The sequence below is a fragment of the Veillonella infantium genome (genome assembly GCF_002959895.1).
In the GTDB taxonomy this organism is placed as follows: Bacteria; Bacillota; Negativicutes; order Veillonellales; family Veillonellaceae; genus Veillonella; species Veillonella infantium.
Map to the genome: position 1 here is coordinate 176,765 of NZ_PPDD01000008.1, position 18,168 is coordinate 194,932.

The 18,168-nt window shown below is 38.0% G+C and carries 16 protein-coding genes; 3 read left to right on the top strand and 13 right to left on the bottom strand.

Annotation, left to right across the window (positions count from 1 at the left end; genetic code table 11):
• Positions 1-13 precede the first annotated feature (13 nt).
• Together VCHSUH03_RS04785 and VCHSUH03_RS04790 are read left to right on the top strand one after the other, a co-directional pair.
• The gene (locus tag VCHSUH03_RS04785) at positions 14-1,474 is read left to right on the top strand and encodes an alanine/glycine:cation symporter family protein (protein WP_105094213.1); all 1,461 of its coding nucleotides are present in this window, start codon (positions 14-16) and stop codon (positions 1,472-1,474) included.
• A gap of 274 nt (positions 1,475-1,748) precedes the next feature.
• Complete coding sequence (locus VCHSUH03_RS04790) at positions 1,749-3,005, top strand: Glu/Leu/Phe/Val family dehydrogenase (protein WP_105094214.1); 1,257 nt, start codon at positions 1,749-1,751, stop codon at positions 3,003-3,005.
• 84 nt (positions 3,006-3,089) lie between these two features.
• On the opposite strand, the gene VCHSUH03_RS04795 is transcribed toward VCHSUH03_RS04790, so the two are convergent.
• The 9 genes from VCHSUH03_RS04795 to VCHSUH03_RS04835 form a co-directional block, all read right to left on the bottom strand.
• On the bottom strand, positions 3,090-3,581 hold the full coding sequence (locus VCHSUH03_RS04795) for a QueT transporter family protein (RefSeq protein WP_105094215.1): 492 nt from the start codon (positions 3,579-3,581) through the stop codon (positions 3,090-3,092).
• 565 nt (positions 3,582-4,146) lie between these two features.
• Positions 4,147-4,836, bottom strand: coding sequence for a 7-cyano-7-deazaguanine synthase QueC (queC, locus tag VCHSUH03_RS04800; RefSeq protein WP_105094216.1), 690 nt, complete (start codon positions 4,834-4,836; stop codon positions 4,147-4,149).
• 68 nt (positions 4,837-4,904) lie between these two features.
• Positions 4,905-5,660, bottom strand: coding sequence for an exodeoxyribonuclease III (locus VCHSUH03_RS04805; protein WP_054748264.1), 756 nt, complete (start codon positions 5,658-5,660; stop codon positions 4,905-4,907).
• Positions 5,661-5,809: 149 nt separating this feature from the next.
• Positions 5,810-5,956, bottom strand: a complete 147-nt coding sequence (locus VCHSUH03_RS04810; RefSeq protein WP_241567136.1) for a hypothetical protein — start codon at positions 5,954-5,956, stop codon at positions 5,810-5,812.
• A gap of 91 nt (positions 5,957-6,047) precedes the next feature.
• Positions 6,048-6,866 carry a sulfurtransferase gene (locus VCHSUH03_RS04815; protein ID WP_105094217.1) on the bottom strand — a complete coding sequence of 273 codons (819 nt, stop codon included), beginning with the start codon at positions 6,864-6,866 and terminating at the stop codon, positions 6,048-6,050.
• A gap of 221 nt (positions 6,867-7,087) precedes the next feature.
• On the bottom strand, positions 7,088-7,540 hold the full coding sequence (locus VCHSUH03_RS04820; RefSeq protein WP_105094218.1) for a hypothetical protein: 453 nt from the start codon (positions 7,538-7,540) through the stop codon (positions 7,088-7,090).
• Positions 7,541-7,671: 131 nt separating this feature from the next.
• Positions 7,672-8,217 (bottom strand): hypothetical protein, encoded by a 546-nt coding sequence (locus VCHSUH03_RS04825; RefSeq protein ID WP_105094219.1) that lies wholly within the window; start codon positions 8,215-8,217, stop codon positions 7,672-7,674.
• A 120-nt stretch (positions 8,218-8,337) separates the two neighbouring features.
• A complete protein-coding gene (locus VCHSUH03_RS04830) occupies positions 8,338-8,742 on the bottom strand; it encodes a (deoxy)nucleoside triphosphate pyrophosphohydrolase (RefSeq protein ID WP_105084958.1) in 405 nt (134 codons plus the stop codon).
• 6 nt (positions 8,743-8,748) lie between these two features.
• On the bottom strand, positions 8,749-11,652 hold the full coding sequence (locus tag VCHSUH03_RS04835; protein ID WP_105094220.1) for a DEAD/DEAH box helicase: 2,904 nt from the start codon (positions 11,650-11,652) through the stop codon (positions 8,749-8,751).
• 315 nt (positions 11,653-11,967) lie between these two features.
• Between VCHSUH03_RS04835 and VCHSUH03_RS04840 the strand changes: the two genes are divergently transcribed.
• Positions 11,968-12,903, top strand: a complete 936-nt coding sequence (locus VCHSUH03_RS04840; protein WP_105084960.1) for a YiiG family protein — start codon at positions 11,968-11,970, stop codon at positions 12,901-12,903.
• Positions 12,904-13,009: 106 nt separating this feature from the next.
• On the opposite strand, the gene VCHSUH03_RS04845 is transcribed toward VCHSUH03_RS04840, so the two are convergent.
• The 4 genes from VCHSUH03_RS04845 to VCHSUH03_RS04860 all read right to left on the bottom strand — a co-directional run bounded on the left by VCHSUH03_RS04845 (position 13,010) and on the right by VCHSUH03_RS04860 (position 18,062).
• The gene (locus tag VCHSUH03_RS04845) at positions 13,010-14,563 is read right to left on the bottom strand and encodes an ABC transporter substrate-binding protein (protein ID WP_105094221.1); all 1,554 of its coding nucleotides are present in this window, start codon (positions 14,561-14,563) and stop codon (positions 13,010-13,012) included.
• A gap of 312 nt (positions 14,564-14,875) precedes the next feature.
• A complete protein-coding gene (locus VCHSUH03_RS04850; protein ID WP_105094222.1) occupies positions 14,876-15,691 on the bottom strand; it encodes an ABC transporter ATP-binding protein in 816 nt (271 codons plus the stop codon).
• Positions 15,684-16,481 carry an ABC transporter ATP-binding protein gene (locus VCHSUH03_RS04855; protein ID WP_105094223.1) on the bottom strand — a complete coding sequence of 266 codons (798 nt, stop codon included), beginning with the start codon at positions 16,479-16,481 and terminating at the stop codon, positions 15,684-15,686. The genes VCHSUH03_RS04850 and VCHSUH03_RS04855 overlap by 8 nt, the downstream gene beginning before the upstream one ends.
• Positions 16,482-16,493: 12 nt before the next feature.
• The gene (locus VCHSUH03_RS04860) at positions 16,494-18,062 is read right to left on the bottom strand and encodes an ABC transporter substrate-binding protein (protein ID WP_105094224.1); all 1,569 of its coding nucleotides are present in this window, start codon (positions 18,060-18,062) and stop codon (positions 16,494-16,496) included.
• Between the last annotated feature and the right edge of the window lie 106 nt (positions 18,063-18,168).

The following is an 18,168-nucleotide window of genomic DNA, read 5'->3' on the forward strand; positions in this document are numbered from 1 at the left end:
AAGGAGCGTTTTTATGGAAGCAATGCTCAATGATGCTATTTCTACCATTAATGGCTATTTATGGAGTTATTTCATCATCTTTATCCTCATCGGCGCAGGTCTCTTCTTTACGATGACAACGAATTTTGTACAAATTCGTATGATCAAAGAAATGATTCGCCTCGTAATCAATGGTGCAGGTAGTTCTACAGAAAAAAATCATGTATCCTCATTCCAAGCGTTCTGTGTTAGTACCGCATCTCGTGTAGGTGTTGGTAACATCGCAGGTATTGCGATTGCTGTTGTACTCGGTGGTCCTGGTGCTATTTTCTGGATGTGGGTTATCGCTCTTATTGGTGCTGCTACAGGTTTCATCGAATCTACATTGGCACAAATCTACAAAGAACCTGTTGCTAAAGGTGGCTTTTACGGCGGCCCAGCATACTACATTCGCTATGGTTTAAACAACAAAGCATTATCCGTTTTATTTGCTATTCTAATCAGTATTACATACGGTTGGATTTATAACTCAGTACAAGCAAACACATTAGCTGCCTCTCTTCAAGTATTTAACTTTGATGTATCCTACACTGGTGCCGTTGTAGCAATACTTCTTGGCCTCATTATTTTTGGTGGTATTCATCGCGTTGCAAAAGCATCTGAAATCATCGTTCCTATCATGGCTGTACTATATATTGCTACTGCATTATTCGTAGTCATTATGAACATCACTCAATTCCCACATGTTATTTATACTATTATTAGCTCAGCCTTTGAACCAGTAGCAGCAGGTGGTGGCTTATTAGGTGCCACTGTAATGAATGGTATTAAACGTGGTCTATTCTCCAACGAAGCCGGTGAAGGTTCTGTGCCTAATGCAGCGGCTACTGCGGCTGTTAGCCATCCTGTTGAACAAGGTCTTGTACAAGCATTTGGTGTATTCCTTGATACTTTCATCATTTGTACAGCTTCAGCATTCATTGTACTCATGGTTGGCGACTATAGTACAACAGGTTTAACTGGTGTTGCGCTAGTACAACATAATCTAGAACAACAACTTGGTTCTTGGGCACCAACAGCGGTGGCAATCTTTATCGTAATGTTCTCCTTCAGTTCCTTAATTGGTAACTATTACTATGGTGAAATCAACATTAGCCACTTAACAGAAAAGAGATTCTATCTTCATTTATTCCGTATCGGTGTAATCATCATGACATTTGTAGGCTCTATCGCCTCTCTTGATCTAGTATGGAATTTAGCCGATTTATTCATGGCCTTCTTAGTATTAACTAATATTAGTTCCATCGTACGTATGGGACGTACTGCAGGTCTTGCTCTTGATGACTATATCAAACAACGCAAGGCAGGCATCGAAACACCTGTATTTAACCGTTCTGTTCTTAATCATACATACGGTATCGTATGGTGGGGTGACGGTCAAACTACAGACTCTTCTGTACCTCCTACTCCAGTGGAAGATACAATGGAAAAATAAAATATATTCTCTTATGAGATCGGTGAAAGTATCTTTCATCGGTCTCTTTTTATTTTTTGTAAAAGTATCCATTTATACTGTAAAAACTACGATTTACCTCTAACTCCAGAAGTGACTATTATCACAGTAAATATCTATATTCTATACACTTTTCAAGCATTAAAAACTATAGAATATAGTTATAAAATCATAGAGGGTATTCTGTATACAACGTCGAATACAATATGTGTAAAACTAACAACATTTTATGTACTCTGATATTCAGGAGGTAATTATGAGCACATATAACCCATACGAAAACATGTTAAACACATTAGACGTAGCCGCAGAAAAACTTGGCTATACTCGTAGCGAATACGAAGTATTGCGTCATCCAGAACGCGAATTAAAGGTAGCAGTACCTCTTCAACTAGACAATGGTGAAGTTCGCGTATACGAAGGTTACCGTTGCCAACACTCCACATTACGCGGCAGTGCTAAAGGTGGTCTTCGCTTCCATCCGGACTCCGATGAAAACGAAGTTCGTGCACTGGCAGCTTGGATGACTATCAAAAACGCTATCGCTAACATTCCTTACGGTGGCGGTAAAGGTGGTATCAAAGTTGATCCTAAAACTTTGAATCCTCGCGAATTAGAACGCTTAACTCGTAACTTTGTACGTCGTATTGCTCCTATCATTGGCGTAAATACTGACGTGCCTGCACCAGACGTAAATACAAACGCCCAAATCATGAGCTGGATTGCTGACGAATACAGCACATTAAAAGGCGAATGGAGCCCTGGTATCGTTACTGGTAAACCTATCGAAGTAGGCGGCTCCTTAGGTCGTAACGAAGCAACTGGTCGCGGCTGTCTCATCGCTTTACAAAGTTACTTAGCTAAGAAAAACTTAGACATCAAAAACCTTACTGTAGCAGTTCAAGGCTTCGGTAACGTAGGCTCCGTAGGTGCTCGCCTTATGGCTCAAGCAGGCGCTAAAGTTGTTGCTATCGGCGACGTAAGTGTTAACATCTACAACCCTAACGGTATTGATGTGGAAAAAGCATACGAATATGCTAACTCCCATGGTCGTTCCCTTGAAGGTTACAGCGAACCAGGTATGACTACAATTGGCGCTCAAGAATTATTGGCTCAACCAGTTGACGTATTGTACATGGCAGCTCTTGAAAACCAATTGAACAAAGACAACATGGAAAACATCCAAGCTAAAATCATCTTGGAAGGTGCTAATGGCCCTACCACTAATGATGCAGATAAATACTTCTATGAAAAAGGTATCGACATCATCCCTGACGTTCTTGCTAACGGCGGCGGCGTAGTTGTATCCTACTATGAATGGGTCCAAAACAAAGCTAGCTTCTACTGGACTGAAGAAGAAGTTAATGAACGGTTAACTAAAAATATGCAAAATAGCTTTGAAGCAGTTTGGGAAATGCAACATAAATACAATGTACCTCCTCGTCAAGCAGCGTACATGGTTGCCCTTGAACGTCTCGTAGTAGAAACTAAATGGCGCGGCTACAACTGCTAATACTTTCAACCTCCATAACATTTAGCCATAAAAAAGGCGTAAGCTCACATCGAGCTTACGCCTTTTTATTTACCTATGTACTTTTTATTTGAAAGCACCTAATAAAGCAGCCATGCTAGGACGGCTGATCAATGCTTTCACCAAAACAGAGCCAAGCACTGCTGGAATTGTTTGACCTACGATGAGGTTCAATACCAATGGCCAGTATGGAAGGCCAAGTAATGGGCTGAGCCATAACGGTACACATAATGCTGGAACAAAGATAATCGGTAGAATCGCCCACCAAGCACTAAGGCCAAGCTTACGCATACCTACGATTATACCTGTTGTTAAAATACCAACGCCAAAGCCTCCCATCATATCGAGGATACCAAGACCACCGAATAGGAAGTTAGAAATGAGGTTACCAATCCCCATTGGAATTACCAAAAACGGAAAGGCATAAGCAAGTGCATATAATGATGTTGCTATACGAATTTGGTACGCTCCGAAAGAAATGCTTTGCGTTAAATATAGTACAACGATGTACAATGCCACAACCATGGCAGAAATAGTCAATTTACGTGTAGTAATCATAACACTCACCTCCTCAAATAAAAAAAAGCATGGCAAAACTACCATGCTATAAATGCTTATGAATTTCCGTAGTTTTGTTTAGAGACAGGATGGTTTCAAACTGTCTTATTTAGTTGTGCGCTTATAATATCATATATTTTCAATATTTTCAAGTCGAGGAACGTTGAAAGCGGCCTATTACAGTAACTACTATCGGTGTAATATTGGCAAGGACGGGGTGGCAGGAGATACCTTTCCTCATCGCTCCACTGGCGAACCGATCATCGGCCGAGGGCCTCGACCTGCCAAAGTCGCTCTTTGAAAAGGTATCTCCTACCACTGCGAATTTAGCAAATCAACGTTACGGATATTAGTAATGCTAAAGGCCGCTTTAACTCAGCACCATCAAAATGATAAATAATCTGAAGTATATTACTCATCAAAGCGCCTCAACTAATCTAAGCCAGTTGAGGAGAGTTAGTGACATATAAGTCCGCCAGTTCTCAAATATGCTATTAATCTATTAGAATATATAAATTAATAGCCGCCTAAATGGCGGCTACTAATTTAATCCAGATTACGGGTATTATAGGGCTGGGTCTTCGACGCCGTTGGCGTGGAAGGCGGCTTGTCTGTCGATGCAGGTACCGCAGTGGCCGCATGGTTTGTCGCCGCCTTCGTAGCAGGACCATGTTAGGTGGTATGGTACGCCGAGTCGTAGGCCTTCTTTTACGACGTCTGCTTTGTTATGGTTGATGAATGGTGCTTCTAAGGAGCATTCTTTGCCGGATCCTTCGAAGATAGCATCGCCCATGGATTTATAGAAGTGTTCTGTACAGTCTGGGTATGCATTACCAGCCGCATCATCGCTATGGGCACCGTAGTAGATATAGCCGCAGTCTAGAGATAAGGCTAAGGAAGCCGCCGCAGATAGGAATAGACCATTTCTAAATGGCACATAGGTGCTAACCGTACCTTCCCCTTCTGTTTCTTGTTGTTCCTTGTATGAACCTTGAGGTATTGCCTCTGTGGATTGGGTCAATAAAGAGCAATTGCTGAAGGCAAACAATTTAGTGACATCCATCGTTTTACCTTCAATTCCATAATAAGCGAGAATAGATGCAGCAGCCTCTAGTTCTTTACTATGTTTTTGACCATATTGAATGGATAACGGCACTACATTGTCTTTGCCAAATCTTTCAATAGCTAGCGCTAAACATGTAGTACTATCTACCCCACCGCTGAATAAGACAACAGCCTTTTGTTTTTGAGCCATAAGGTCTCCTTTCACCTATTATAACAGCCCCATCCTAAGATGAGGCTGTAGATTATACTTTCAATATATTATAAATCGATATCTAATTCTACTGGGCAGTGATCAGAGCCAAAGATTTGTTGATGAATCTTAGCTTCTTGAATTTTATCATCAAGGCGTTTAGACGTAATAAAATAGTCAATTCTCCATCCTGTATTTCGTTCACGAGCTTTGCCCATATACGACCACCAACTGTATTCTTCAATAGCATCTGGATAGAGGTGACGGAATGTATCTGTGAAACCAGCACCTAAGAGCTCTGTCATTTTTGCACGTTCTTCGTCGGAGAAGCCTGCATTTTTACGGTTTGTCTTAGGATTTTTAAGGTCTATTTCTTGATGGGCTACGTTAAGGTCACCACAGAGAATAACTGGTTTTTTCTTATCTAATTCAAGCAAATAGTTACGGAATGCATCTTCCCAAGTCATACGGTACTCAAGACGAGCCAATTCACGTTGGCTATTTGGCGTATAACAGCATACTAAATAGAAATTATCATATTCAGCAGTAATAACACGGCCCTCTTGATCGTGTTCTTCAATGCCAATACCGTTAGTTACGGACAACGGTTTAATACGCGTGAATACAGCCGTACCACTATAGCCTTTTTTCACAGCGCTATTCCAGTATTGCTCATAGCCTGGCAATTCCAAAGAAATTTGATCAGGTTGCAATTTTGTTTCTTGTAAACAGAAAATATCCGCATCTAGTTCGTTAAAGGATTCCATAAATCCTTTTGTTACAGCGGCACGAAGGCCGTTTACATTCCAAGAAATTAATTTCAATGCTTACTCCTTATTCTAATAGTGCTTTTACATACTAATATAGTTTGTGAAAGCCTCTATTTCAACATTTTCCTTATATTTCAAAAATATTCTTATTTATACTAGCAATTATAGTATGTTATACAGTTCAGCCAGAAAGTTGTACATTACTATTGTTTGTGTTTCTTTGCATGTCTTGCTTCCGCACGAGCCTTTCGAGCGTTTTCGTTTGCTTTAAGATCACTTTCACGTTTTTCACGGAAATAATTAGCTATGGAAGATAAAACAAGAATTACCAACACCGTAACATTAAACATGCCGGGCCCGAAGGTATAGATGTGATAACACAAATAACCAAACGCAACAAGGGTTAGTAGATGTTTTAATATTTTCATTTGCCCTCCTGTTTTATCGTAATGTTTCTACACCAGTCTTAAGTGGGAAACCGTCATAGGTTACCCAATCACTAGAGCTACCAACATATAAAGCCGATTCAAGCCCTACTTCGCTCATAGTTAACAGTGCATTACAAGCGGTTACCCCTGAGCCACAGTAAGTCACAACAGGTCTATTTTGATAGATTTCATTATAGTACTCGGCTTCTAAATCTTTTACAGACTTAGGCCCATCTACGGTATAACCACTTTCATAAAAATGATTAACAGCACCAGGAATGTGACCAGTCATGCCATCCATCGTATCTACTTGAGACCCATCGTAGCGGAACGGCGCACGAGCATCAATGATAACATGATCCCCGCTTTCACTAGCCTTGAGAACCTCATCACGACTCATAACCATATGGGTTTGCAATTCATAATTAAAAACTGTTCGTTCTGTAGGCAACGGAGTAGGATCTTTAGTAAGAACATGACCTTCTTTAACCCAACGTTCAATACCGCCCGACAATACCCGCACATCAGATAACCCCATATAGCGCAAAGTCCACCACAGGCGGCCCGCCAAAAAGAGCCAAGAATCATACACAACGACCTTGGAATTGCGAGTAATACCATAAGACTCGAACGTATGAGCCAACTGCTCCATATCTGGTAATGGATGACGACCGCCATGCTCACCTACAGGACCTGTTAAATCCTTATTTAAATCTACAGGAAAAGCCCCCTTAATATGGCCTTGTTTATAATCTTGATAACCACGAGCATCTAAAATGATGACCTCATCGAGACAAGCTAATAATTCTTTAGGAGTGATAAAATTTGACATATTGTACTCCTTTCATATAATTATATCGAAAAATACAAATCTGATAATATTATTATATAACGATATGAAAGTATGGACAATGAATATCAAAATATAATTTAAGCAATACGCCAATATGTTCTAATAGCTCTTTCACATTACAAATATCCTATCCATACAAATAAAAGGTACACCTATATAGTATTATAGGCGTACCTTTATATTGTATGGTTGTATTTCAATTATAAAAGAAAAGAATTCCCACAACGTAAACATACATATGTATGCTCCCAGTCGCGACGTAATCCTGGATATGTGTCTCTATTCCATACATAACGTTGATATGTTTTGTAGATTAATAACGCATATGCACCAAAATAAATAATTAGTGAAGACTCATGTTTACTTAGACCGGAAATCCAAAGCAATAATACAAGACCAAATTGAATCGCAATCCACCACTTTAAAACATATGTAGCAATTGATTTTTTCATTGGAGGTTTTGCCATCATAGAAAGTGCTGTTTGTTGCGTACCTACTGTATTGCCAATACCAACACCTACTCGACCACCAGCACCTATACCTACACCTGTAGTTACCCCATTTACATTAGAAAAACCACCTGCATAAGCAATATTATAACTTTGGATATTTTCCGACTGGCAATATGGACATACGTATGCATTCTCGCTCATAATTCTCTCTCCTATTGTATCTCAAATTATTATAATCGTTTATATCCTACTTATAATTAATGAGAAAGTAATGAGAGTCACAATATTTTTAAGGCTAAAAAAGCCTCTATCATAGATAGAGACTTTCACAATTAAAATTTCACATTATAATATTTTTTAAATGCTTTTACTGAAATAACATATCCACTTGAAGTTGCATCAACTTTTTCTTTTTTAAATGCCACAATTGAATCTCCAGAATATATTACATTACCATTAAAGTCATAAACAGCACTAAATTTTAGCCCACTTACAACTCCTGAATCTTTTAACTTTGCTTTTTTTACTGTAGACTTAACCTTTTCTGAAGTATATGGCACTTTTGATAAATTATTCCTTTTTATTATACCCTCTATGGACTTATTATAATCGTAATCAGCTATAGCCTCGCCTTCAGCAATAAAGTTTTCTTTTTTATCAACTGCATACACCTTGAATTTTAGGGTATATTGGGGCGGTTCATAAATAACATTCTGTACAGAATTCAAATCTAGATAAATATCCCTACTACTATCATGGCGTTCACGCCAAAACTGTGGTGAGTTTTGTAATTCACCTAAAGAAATGGCAAATGTTGCACTAGAAATACAAATAAAAGTAACTGTTAAAGTAAATAGTCTAATAAAACGTAACAACATAACTTAACCTTTCTAAAATACTAAAAGAAAAGAGCTCTATATGAGAGCTCTTTTTTAGATAGCATCAATCTTTTGAAGCTCATCACATAATAAAACTAGAGTTTATACTGGCACTAATAATTATAAACGTTTAGAGATCGCATCTACTGCATCAATATCAGCAGGTAACCAATCTACTGAGTATAAATTCTCTTTTGAAAGCCATTTTGCCGCTTCATGTTCTAATAGAGTAATATCAGAGTCATTTACTAAAGAACATAAATAACAATGCATTGTTAAATCAAACTTCTCATACCCTGTATATTCAATAGTAATAATATGTTCCAGAACGGTAATCTCGGCTTCTAGTTCTTCATGTATTTCTCTTTTGAGTGCAACCTCGTGAGCTTCGCCAGGCTCAACCTTACCACCTGGAAACTCCCAACCATCTTTTAGATCACCATAACCACGTTGAGTAGCTAATATAGTATTATCTTTTTTGATAATTGCTGCTACAACTTCAATATGTTTTCGTTCTTCACTCATATATCCTTACCCATTAATAATATAATCATAAATATCATCCCGTACAGGCACTTCAAGTTGATACTCTAGCTCTACTGCCATAGTACCATTTGCCATAAAGATTTCTTTAGCTCGTTCTCGTCCTGTAGAATGAATAGGACCCAAATAGTAAAACTCTTTAGACTCTTCATCGTCCTTATTCTTTCTCATAAATAAGTGCATAGAAACACCTAAGGCATCAGCATAAAATGCAGTCTGCACATCATCAGAAGAAAATGATCGTTTATTTTTAGAAATAGCTTTCAATAATCCTGGATTTTCAAATCTATCTTCATACTTAATAGTATCTTGAATATCATCTGCTTTATGATAATTGATGAATACAGGATATGTCTTTGTTTCCTTATGGAATTTATATCCCCCAATATTCAATGGTACTTCATTTTGAGGCCATTCTAATAATTGGCACACTTGTTCATAGGTATACTTTTCATATAAAGCAAAAGGAGTATTCGGATAAATCTTACCTTTATATTTATCATCAAACTGTTTCAAACCATAGGCGACAAGTTCTTGCACTTGTTCTTTAAAATTACTATTTTCTAATGCATCTTTAAATGCTTGAGATATTCCATAACGACCATTAGATAATTCAATAAATACACTATCTTCAAATGTTTTTTGTGCCGCTTTCACACCGAATTGATTTGTCATAACATTAATGAGATTAATTCGCCCATGCTCAGATAATTCTACATTATATGTATTTAAAAGCTCATTAGATACATATGTAATAACATCCTGCTTTTCTTCTAATAATGCTTGTAATACTAATAGCTCTCGTACACGTATTCCTGTTGTTAGTTTTTGAGATATAAAATGTAACATCCGTTCCTGAGCAGGTGTGAATGATACAACATAATCCTTATCTTTAATCTTTATCAAGAAATTATGATAAGACTTAAATTTATAAAAAATCCGACTTACATCAATAGAGCCATGTTCTGCAAAATCAGAAATTCTAGGAATACGGCCTAATTTAAAGCGCAAATTAAAATAGGCTTCTTTTATTAATTTCATATCAGAAAACTTTGCTGTATCAATAGATTCGTAAATACGTTGTTTCGCAATTTTATCAAAATGTACTGTTGAGCTACCAGGGATAATACGATTACCGGCTTGTACATATCGACGCAATGTATCTTTGTTATAACTTCTATCACCAGATAGTGCCAAGGGAATCATAAAGTTATTTGTATAGTTCCCAATAAAATCAAGGATAACTACATATTCCTTATCTTCAAACTTACGAAGTCCACGCCCTAACTGTTGAATAAAAATTATTGGGCTTTCAGTTTGACGTAACATAATAACTTGATTGATTTCAGGTATATCAACGCCTTCATTAAATATATCTACAGTAAAGATATAATCTAACTGCTCATCAAGTCTACCTTGATACTCCCCAGTTCCTGTTAATCGAGCGATCGTTTTCTCTCTAATTTCTTGGCTATCCTCACCCGTCAAGCTTACCGTGCGATAAATCCCCCGCTCATTAAAAGCGTCAGATAAAGCCTTTGCTTCAACGCGATTACTGCAGAATACCAGGCCTTTTACTCGACTACCACTATGTCCAAAGTAGCGAATCTTTTCAATAATTTTATCTACACGCTCCTTTGTTGATAAATTAGAAAAAGTAACCTCCATATCACCAATCGGTTCGTCTGTATCAACCCATAAGTCACTAATACCAAAATAGTGGAATGGACATAATAAATCTTCCTCTAGAGCCTGTTGTAATCGAATTTCATAAATAATATTATGATCAAAGAGCTCATATAAATCATAACCATCAGTCCGCTCCGGACTTGCAGTCATACCTAATAGAAACTGTGGTTTAAAATAGTCGATAATACGTTGATAACTTTCAGAGCCTGCACGATGTACTTCGTCAATAATAATACAATCAAAAGTTTTTGGATCGTATTGTTTCATTACATCATAACGCCCCATCATTTGCATTGTAGAAAATACATGGGTAGCATCATATTTTTTAACATTACCAGATACTAACCCAAACGTTATAGATGGATCATTATAAACCCGTGAAAAACTTGCCATTGCTTGTTTTGCTATTTGTTCTCGATGCACTATAAATAATATTCTTTTCGGATTCATTTCGCGCATCGCAAAAGCCGCTGCATAGGTTTTCCCCGTCCCCGTAGCAGAAATTAGAAGTCCTCGTTTAGCATGATTCGCTCTTAATTCATTAAAGTTGGCAATAAACTGCTGTTGCATCATATTAGGTTCTAAGGCCGGTAAATCTACCTTCTTAAATTGTTCCGCTACAGACCTTTGTGAAAAACGCTCTGGACGAACCCATCTAGGCTTATACCAAGGTATAAACTCTTCATAAGGAATGGCAAATTTTGAATTCCAATACAGTTCAAATTCCTCATTAATCTCTCGAGCATAAGTATCGCTACCATGTACTTCAGAGCGAGTATTCCACTCTCTATTGCTCTTTAGCGCATTAATAGTTAAATTAGAACTACCTATTATAATTTGATAGGATTCATCTTTCCTAAAAATATATCCCTTTGTGTGAAAACCATGTCCACTACCTTGAGTAGTACAATATACCTTCAAATCAATATTCTTTAGATTACCTAAATCTTCTAGAACTTGTGGACTATTAAAACCAAGATAATCTGTTGTTAATATGCGACCATGTACGCCTTGATTTTCTAACTCTTTAAGTATTGGCTTTAATGTTAGTAATCCTTCTGGTGTTATAAATGCTACAGATATTAAAAACTCATCACAATTACGCAAGCCATCTTCTATAGCAGATAGCACATTGCGCCCTTCCCCATTTGCTATGAGTTCTGAAGATGTAGCAAAGTTGAGCAAACGATTCGATTCTGACATAAAAAACTCCCCATATAATGAATACTATACTTGCTATTATACCAGCCGCAGCTGCAGCGTCTAGAGAAATATATTTTTATGCAGAATAGCTTATTTATGTGAAAGCCTTTTAAGGCTATCCCTCTACAAATCACTAATTACAAATATTAATACATGTTCACATAACATAATTTCATCTATTCCTTATGATTCTCCGCTCTATACGTCTTTTTTGGGACCTAAGTTTATGATATAATATAACTAATGACTCTTAGGGGCGTAGTCCGCCCAAACGGATCCAAAAAGGGTTAGTGTGTTTTCAAGGAGCGTGCGCAGTTGAAAAAGGGGTACATCAAGTTAATAGCAGCCGTTATACTTGGCATCGCTATTATCGGTGGTGGGATCTACGGGGTGTATACACTCTTGTCATCCAATACAACGACAATTTTATATCGATCAACCGTTGACGACAAGATCAACGCTATCCGACCTTATATCGTCGCATTAGACTCATATAACGCGTACAGTGTAGCCTATGCAAATCAATTACAACCAACTCTTGAAGAGTTACGTAATGGGTCCCATAACACGACGATTACATTACCTAAATACAAAGATCTTAAAACAGCGTTAGAGGCTGCAAAGCAAGATAGCCCTACTCCATACGAAGATGTAAATCAATCAACTAATGATGTATTAGCAGTGCTAGATCAATTGATTCCTGTTGCGGATCAATTGCAAGCCTACTATGTAGAACGTCGTTTTGAAAAAGATAATTTCAAAGGTAGCGATGAGTTAGCAGCACAGTATGTACCTCTAGCTGAACAATTCTACGCTACATACAACGCTTTAGATTTAGCCTTAGATAATCGTAATAATGAGCTCTATACAGAACGCATGACTGAATATCAAGGTGAAAAACGTGAAAATGCAGTTAACTTTATCGAGTTAAATCTCATGACTGCCCAAACAATCGACCTTATCGATCCAGATGGAAATACGGATACCCAAAAGGTTGAAGCAAACTTGCAACAAATCACGCAACGCATCAACAAATTACAACCTGGTACAACATCAGAAACACAAAATGCGGTTCGCGAGTATCAAGACTCCGTAAAAGAATTTGTCGCAGAGGCTCGCAACTATATCATCATCAATTCTTCCTACGGCGAAGCATATACACAACTTTTTATAAAATATAACAAAATGGTTGGTAAAGCAAATGTCGTAAATATGGCAGAACTTGATGCAACAGAGCAAAAGAAAAAATAACTAACTACACAAAGAGGACTAGCCATGGCTAGTCCTCTTTTGATATGTCTACAACTACTTTAAATTATATTAACAAGTTTCATTACTATAGGTTTATATAATAAAATTATTTCCGTTTTAAGTCTTTCGTAATAATATAGTATTCAGATGGAGTTATCTTAATACCATCAATATGGTTATTCCCTACAATATTAATCTTAGGATATCCAAGGAAGAGTGCTATCGAATCATCTAGCATCAATTGTTGTGCATTGATCACCGCATTACGACGCACCAGTGGATCGTTAGCGCTTTCACCAAGAGCTAACAATTCATCGAAACGTGGATTAGAGAATCCAGAGCCGTTTGTATCACTACCTGTCCCCCAGTATTGTTTCAAGAACCATACAGGTTGGCCAGTATTAGCAGTAACTACACTAGAGATGAGCATATCGTAATCTCCAGATTGCGCCAATGTATCGATCACAGCATAGTCTACGATTTTAATTTGTAAATCTACACCAATTTTCTTATAGTCCGCTTGTAATGCCTCTGCATATAATGGCAATTCAGGGCGAGATGTATAGGCATAGAAATCAAGTACTAGGTTTTCACCATCTTTATCTACAATGCCATCTCCATTTGTATCAATATAACCTTCACGTTTAAGTAATTCTTTAGCACGTTCAATATTATATTTATTAGGGTCCCGCAATTGATTGAATCCATAATCAATGGACGGTGGCAATGGAGCCTTACCGGCAACAAAGGTATCCTTCATAAGATTCTTTGCATAGGACTCACGATCTGCTCCGGCAATGAGAGCCGCTCGAAGATTAGCATTCTTAAGCTTGCCTTTTTGGCTCATCCGAACGAATACATCACGTAAGGATGATTCTTCATAAATAGTAAATTTCTTATCGTTTTGGAAGATACCATATTCGCCAGGTCCAATGCTAACGGCCATATCTACATCACCCGCTTGCAATGCCATAGCTCGTGTATTGGCATCGTTAATAGATGGAATTTCAATCTTACCGAAGCCTGGCTTGCCATCCCAGTAGTTATCATTCCGTGCTAGCTCAGCACGCTCTTTTGTAAATGATGTCACTACATAAGGCCCAGTCCCAATAGGACCTTCCTTCGCAATATCACGACCATTTGCTTCTGCAGTCACATCCATAATTAAGAACAATGGATCTCCCAACAAATTTGGCAAATTATAATAAGGCTTATCTGTCTTGATTGTAAGCTCTTGACCATTAGCCGTCATTTCTGTGTAATTAAAGAATGTTTTTGCCCGTTTACTCTTCGCAAAGGTTCGTTCCAAAGACGCCTTTACGGCCTCAGCAGTAAGGGCATTACCATTAGAGAACTTAACCTTATCGTTAATGGTAAAAGTCCAGGTCAGCTTGTCATCACTTTGTTTCCAAGATGATGCTAACCATGGTTTAGCATTCATGTGATCATCAAACTTGGTGAGTGTTTCGCCAACACCGTACCGTACAACAGCCCAGCTAAAATAGTTTTCTGTTGGTTCCAAGGTACCAGCAAAGCTAATTGCCCCTACCTTTAATACATCATTAGATGAATCGAAGGATTGATTTATGCAGCCTACAGTACCAAGGACCGTAACACCCAGCATCATGCTAATCAGTAACGCCTTACGTAATCCTTTCATTCACACACCTAACCTTTCTCTATATCACTTCATATGAGCATATTTCAATTATACCCATGGGGGTATGTTACTTAGTCAACTATACTATATATTTAGTGTTAATACAATCATCTCTAAGAAAATTTTCGATATAATTATATATATGAGAAAATCTGTATAGATACGTAACATACAAAAATAGCAGTTAGCTCTAAAGCTAACTGCTATTATATATGTACCTATTATATTTTACCCATATTAGTAGGCGAATCCTCTAGTCGAATACACTAGGCGATCGCTACAATGAGAAGTCGGATACGTTGTGCCAAAGTCCTATGCTTCTACAGCCGCTTCTTCTAAAGTAAGTGGCTTATGATCTTGGCCAATTTCAAAGATGGAGCTCAATAGAACTTTTGTATAAGGATGCTTCGCATCAGCTAAGTGAAATGCATCTAGCTCTTCAACAATAGTGCCTTTGTGCATTACGACCACCTTGTGGCACATAGTACGAATGAACGCAATATCATGAGCGATAAATAGGTATGTTAAATTCTTCTTTTTTTGTAAACGCGCCAATAAATAGGCAATGGAGTCTTGTACGGATACGTCTAGAGCACTAGTAGCCTCGTCTAATACGAGAATTTCAGGCTCTAATACGATAGCACGAGCAATGGCAACACGTTGACGTTGTCCACCAGACATTTCATGAGGATAACGATGCATGAACTCACGAGGTAAATCTACCATTTCAAGATAATCACCAGCAATCTGTTCTTCTTTTCCTTTTTCTAGAAGACCAAAGTTGTATAACGGTTCAAGAATAATATCTTTTACCTTCATACGCGGATTGAAAGCTGCAGATGGATCTTGGAATACCATTTGAATTTTCTTGCGGTATTCTTTTGTTTGCTCAGAGTTCATATGTTGAATCTCTACACCATCTACATAAATCTCGCCTTCTGTAATAGGCAGCATCTTCATGATCATACGAACCAAAGTCGTTTTACCAGAGCCAGACTCACCTACAATCCCAAGGGACTGGCCTTTTTCTAAGGTAATATTGATATCCTTACATGCTTCGAGCTCACCACCAGTAGGAAGTGGGAATCGTTTACATACATTTTTTAATTCTACAGCGTAGTTAGTCAATGTAACGACCTCCTCCCAATGTTGGTACCGCATCTTTTAATTGTTTCGTATATTCATTAGATGGATGTTCCAAAATGTCTTGAGGCGTACCAGCATCTACGACACGACCTTTTTTCATAACGATAATATAGTCGGACATATAGGCCGCTACACCAAGGTTATGCGTAACCATTACGATAGCAGAATTATGCTCTTTAGCAAGTTCTAGCATTTGCATAACAACTTGTGATTGTGTTGTTACATCTAAAGCAGATGTAGGTTCATCACCAATCAATAACGCAGGATCCATCGCTAATGCCATAGCAATGCCCACACGTTGGCGTTGACCACCAGATAATTCGTGAGGATAACGACGTAATATATCTGCCCCATTAGGAAGAGAAACAGATTCTAATAACTCAATTGCTCGTCGATCACATTCATCATTGGTAATTTCCACATGAGATTTAAATAATTCTCTAAACTGTTTACCAATGCGAACTATTGGGTCTAAAGCACTACCACTATCTTGGAAAATCATGGCCATATCTTTACCACGTATAGCTCTCCATTCTGACTTAGATAGGGTGCGAAGATCTTGACCATTAAAGATCATGGTACCATCTGTGACCTCACCACCTATAGGCAACAAACCCATGAGGGCACGGATCACGGTAGTTTTACCGGATCCAGATTCCCCTACAATGGTCAATACCTTACCGCGTTCCAAGGTAAAGTTTACATCCATAACAGCAGGCACACCTTGGTACGCGATGTTAAGGTTCTCTACAGTTAGTATGTTTTCTGCCATTATAGCTCCTTATTATTTTGTAATTTTATTAGTAATCCAGTAGTAGTCACTTGGGTACATGACAGCACCTTTCAAGTAAGAACCAGTAACGATATTAGTTTTAGGGTAACCTAAGAACAATGCAGCACCATCATTCATCAATAATTGTTGAATTTGAATTGCATAGTCACGACGTTTTGCAGGATCGAATTCAGTTTCAGCAGCATCTAACAATTGGTCAACTTGTGGATTGGAGTAACCAGAACCGTTTTGAGGGTTGGAACCATTGTCATTTGTATGCCAGTAGTTAGCCAAGAACCAGATTGGATCGCCTGTATTAGCTGTTACGATATTGGAAATAAGCATATCATAGTCGCCATCTTGACCCATTTTATCGATCAAGTTATAGTCAACTGTTTTAATTTTCATGTCGATACCCACTTTTTTGAGGTCAGCTTGAACAGCTTCTGCATAAAGTGGCAATTCAGCACGAGAATTATATACTACGAAGTTGAATGTTAATGGTTTACCATCTTTATCAAGGATGCCGTCGCCATCAGTATCTTTCCAACCGTCTTCCGCTAACAATTGTTTAGAGCGTTCAGGATTATATGCATTAGGATCTTTCAATTCATTGAATCCATAGTCCATGGATGGTGGAATTGGAGCAGAACCAGGAATGAATGTACCTTTTAACAATACATCTGCATAGTTTTTGCGGTCTGTGGCAGAAATAACAGCTGCACGAACTTTGTCATCACCAAGAACGCCTTTTTCGTTGATACGTGCCAATACTACACGAAGGGATGCAATTTCATCAACCTTAAACTTATCGTTATTTTGGAATAAGCCGATTTCACCAGGACCGATATTAACCGCCATATCAACATCGCCAGATTGCAAGCTCATAGCACGCGTATTAGGATCGTCGATAGAAGGAATTTCTACAGTTTTGAAAGGTACTGTACCATCCCAGTAATTTTCGTTGGCCGCCATTTCAGCACGTTCTTTTGTGAAAGATTTAACTACGTATGGGCCTGTACCGATAGGACCTTCCTTGGCAAAGTTGCGGCCATCTTTTTCAGATTGGACATCAACAATTAAGAATAATGGATCGGCCAAAAGACCAGGCATATTAGGATATTCTTTCGTCGTATGAATTACCAATTGTTGACCATTTGCTTCGATGGAATCATATTCAAAGAACGTTTTTGCACGATTGGATTTTTCAAAAGCACGTTCGATAGATGCTTTAACAGCTGCAGCATCAACCTTTTTACCGTTGGAGAATTTTACTTTGTCATTGATAGTAAACGTCCAAGTTTTATGATCTGGGGATACTTCCCATTTAGAAGCAATCCAAGGTTGTGGCTTCATTTTTTCATCAAACTTAGCCAATGTTTCACCTACACCATAACGCATTACAACCCATGCGAAGAAGTTTTCTGTAGGTTCTAATGTAGATGCGAAGTTAGTTACACCAACCTTTAACACATCCTTGTTAGCAGCGCCATTATTATTGGAACCACAACCAGCGATGAAAGAACCCATCATCACAATGCTAAGGCCTGCTAAAAGGGCTTTTTTCCAAGATTTTTTCATATAAAATCTCCTTGTACAATTACATATAAACATAAAACATACACATCATAACTACTACAAACCATAATAGTCATAATGGAAAAACCACATTATTGCTTATTTATTT

What these genes read in the sequence shown, in the direction of transcription:
- VCHSUH03_RS04825 (WP_105094219.1), bottom strand. Translation starts at nt 8,217, where the DNA reads ATGTTGTTACGTTTTATTAGACTATTTACTTTAACAGTTACTTTTATT.
- VCHSUH03_RS04845 (WP_105094221.1), bottom strand. Translation starts at nt 14,563, where the DNA reads ATGAAAGGATTACGTAAGGCGTTACTGATTAGCATGATGCTGGGTGTT.
- VCHSUH03_RS04815 (WP_105094217.1), bottom strand. Translation starts at nt 6,866, where the DNA reads ATGTCAAATTTTATCACTCCTAAAGAATTATTAGCTTGTCTCGATGAG.
- VCHSUH03_RS04810 (WP_241567136.1), bottom strand. Translation starts at nt 5,956, where the DNA reads ATGTTTAATGTTACGGTGTTGGTAATTCTTGTTTTATCTTCCATAGCT.
- VCHSUH03_RS04855 (WP_105094223.1), bottom strand. Translation starts at nt 16,481, where the DNA reads ATGGCAGAAAACATACTAACTGTAGAGAACCTTAACATCGCGTACCAA.
- VCHSUH03_RS04860 (WP_105094224.1), bottom strand. Translation starts at nt 18,062, where the DNA reads ATGAAAAAATCTTGGAAAAAAGCCCTTTTAGCAGGCCTTAGCATTGTG.
- VCHSUH03_RS04820 (WP_105094218.1), bottom strand. Translation starts at nt 7,540, where the DNA reads ATGAGCGAGAATGCATACGTATGTCCATATTGCCAGTCGGAAAATATC.
- VCHSUH03_RS04785 (WP_105094213.1), top strand. Translation starts at nt 14, where the DNA reads ATGGAAGCAATGCTCAATGATGCTATTTCTACCATTAATGGCTATTTA.
- VCHSUH03_RS04830 (WP_105084958.1), bottom strand. Translation starts at nt 8,742, where the DNA reads ATGAGTGAAGAACGAAAACATATTGAAGTTGTAGCAGCAATTATCAAA.
- queC (WP_105094216.1), bottom strand. Translation starts at nt 4,836, where the DNA reads ATGGCTCAAAAACAAAAGGCTGTTGTCTTATTCAGCGGTGGGGTAGAT.
- VCHSUH03_RS04835 (WP_105094220.1), bottom strand. Translation starts at nt 11,652, where the DNA reads ATGTCAGAATCGAATCGTTTGCTCAACTTTGCTACATCTTCAGAACTC.
- VCHSUH03_RS04795 (WP_105094215.1), bottom strand. Translation starts at nt 3,581, where the DNA reads ATGATTACTACACGTAAATTGACTATTTCTGCCATGGTTGTGGCATTG.
- VCHSUH03_RS04790 (WP_105094214.1), top strand. Translation starts at nt 1,749, where the DNA reads ATGAGCACATATAACCCATACGAAAACATGTTAAACACATTAGACGTA.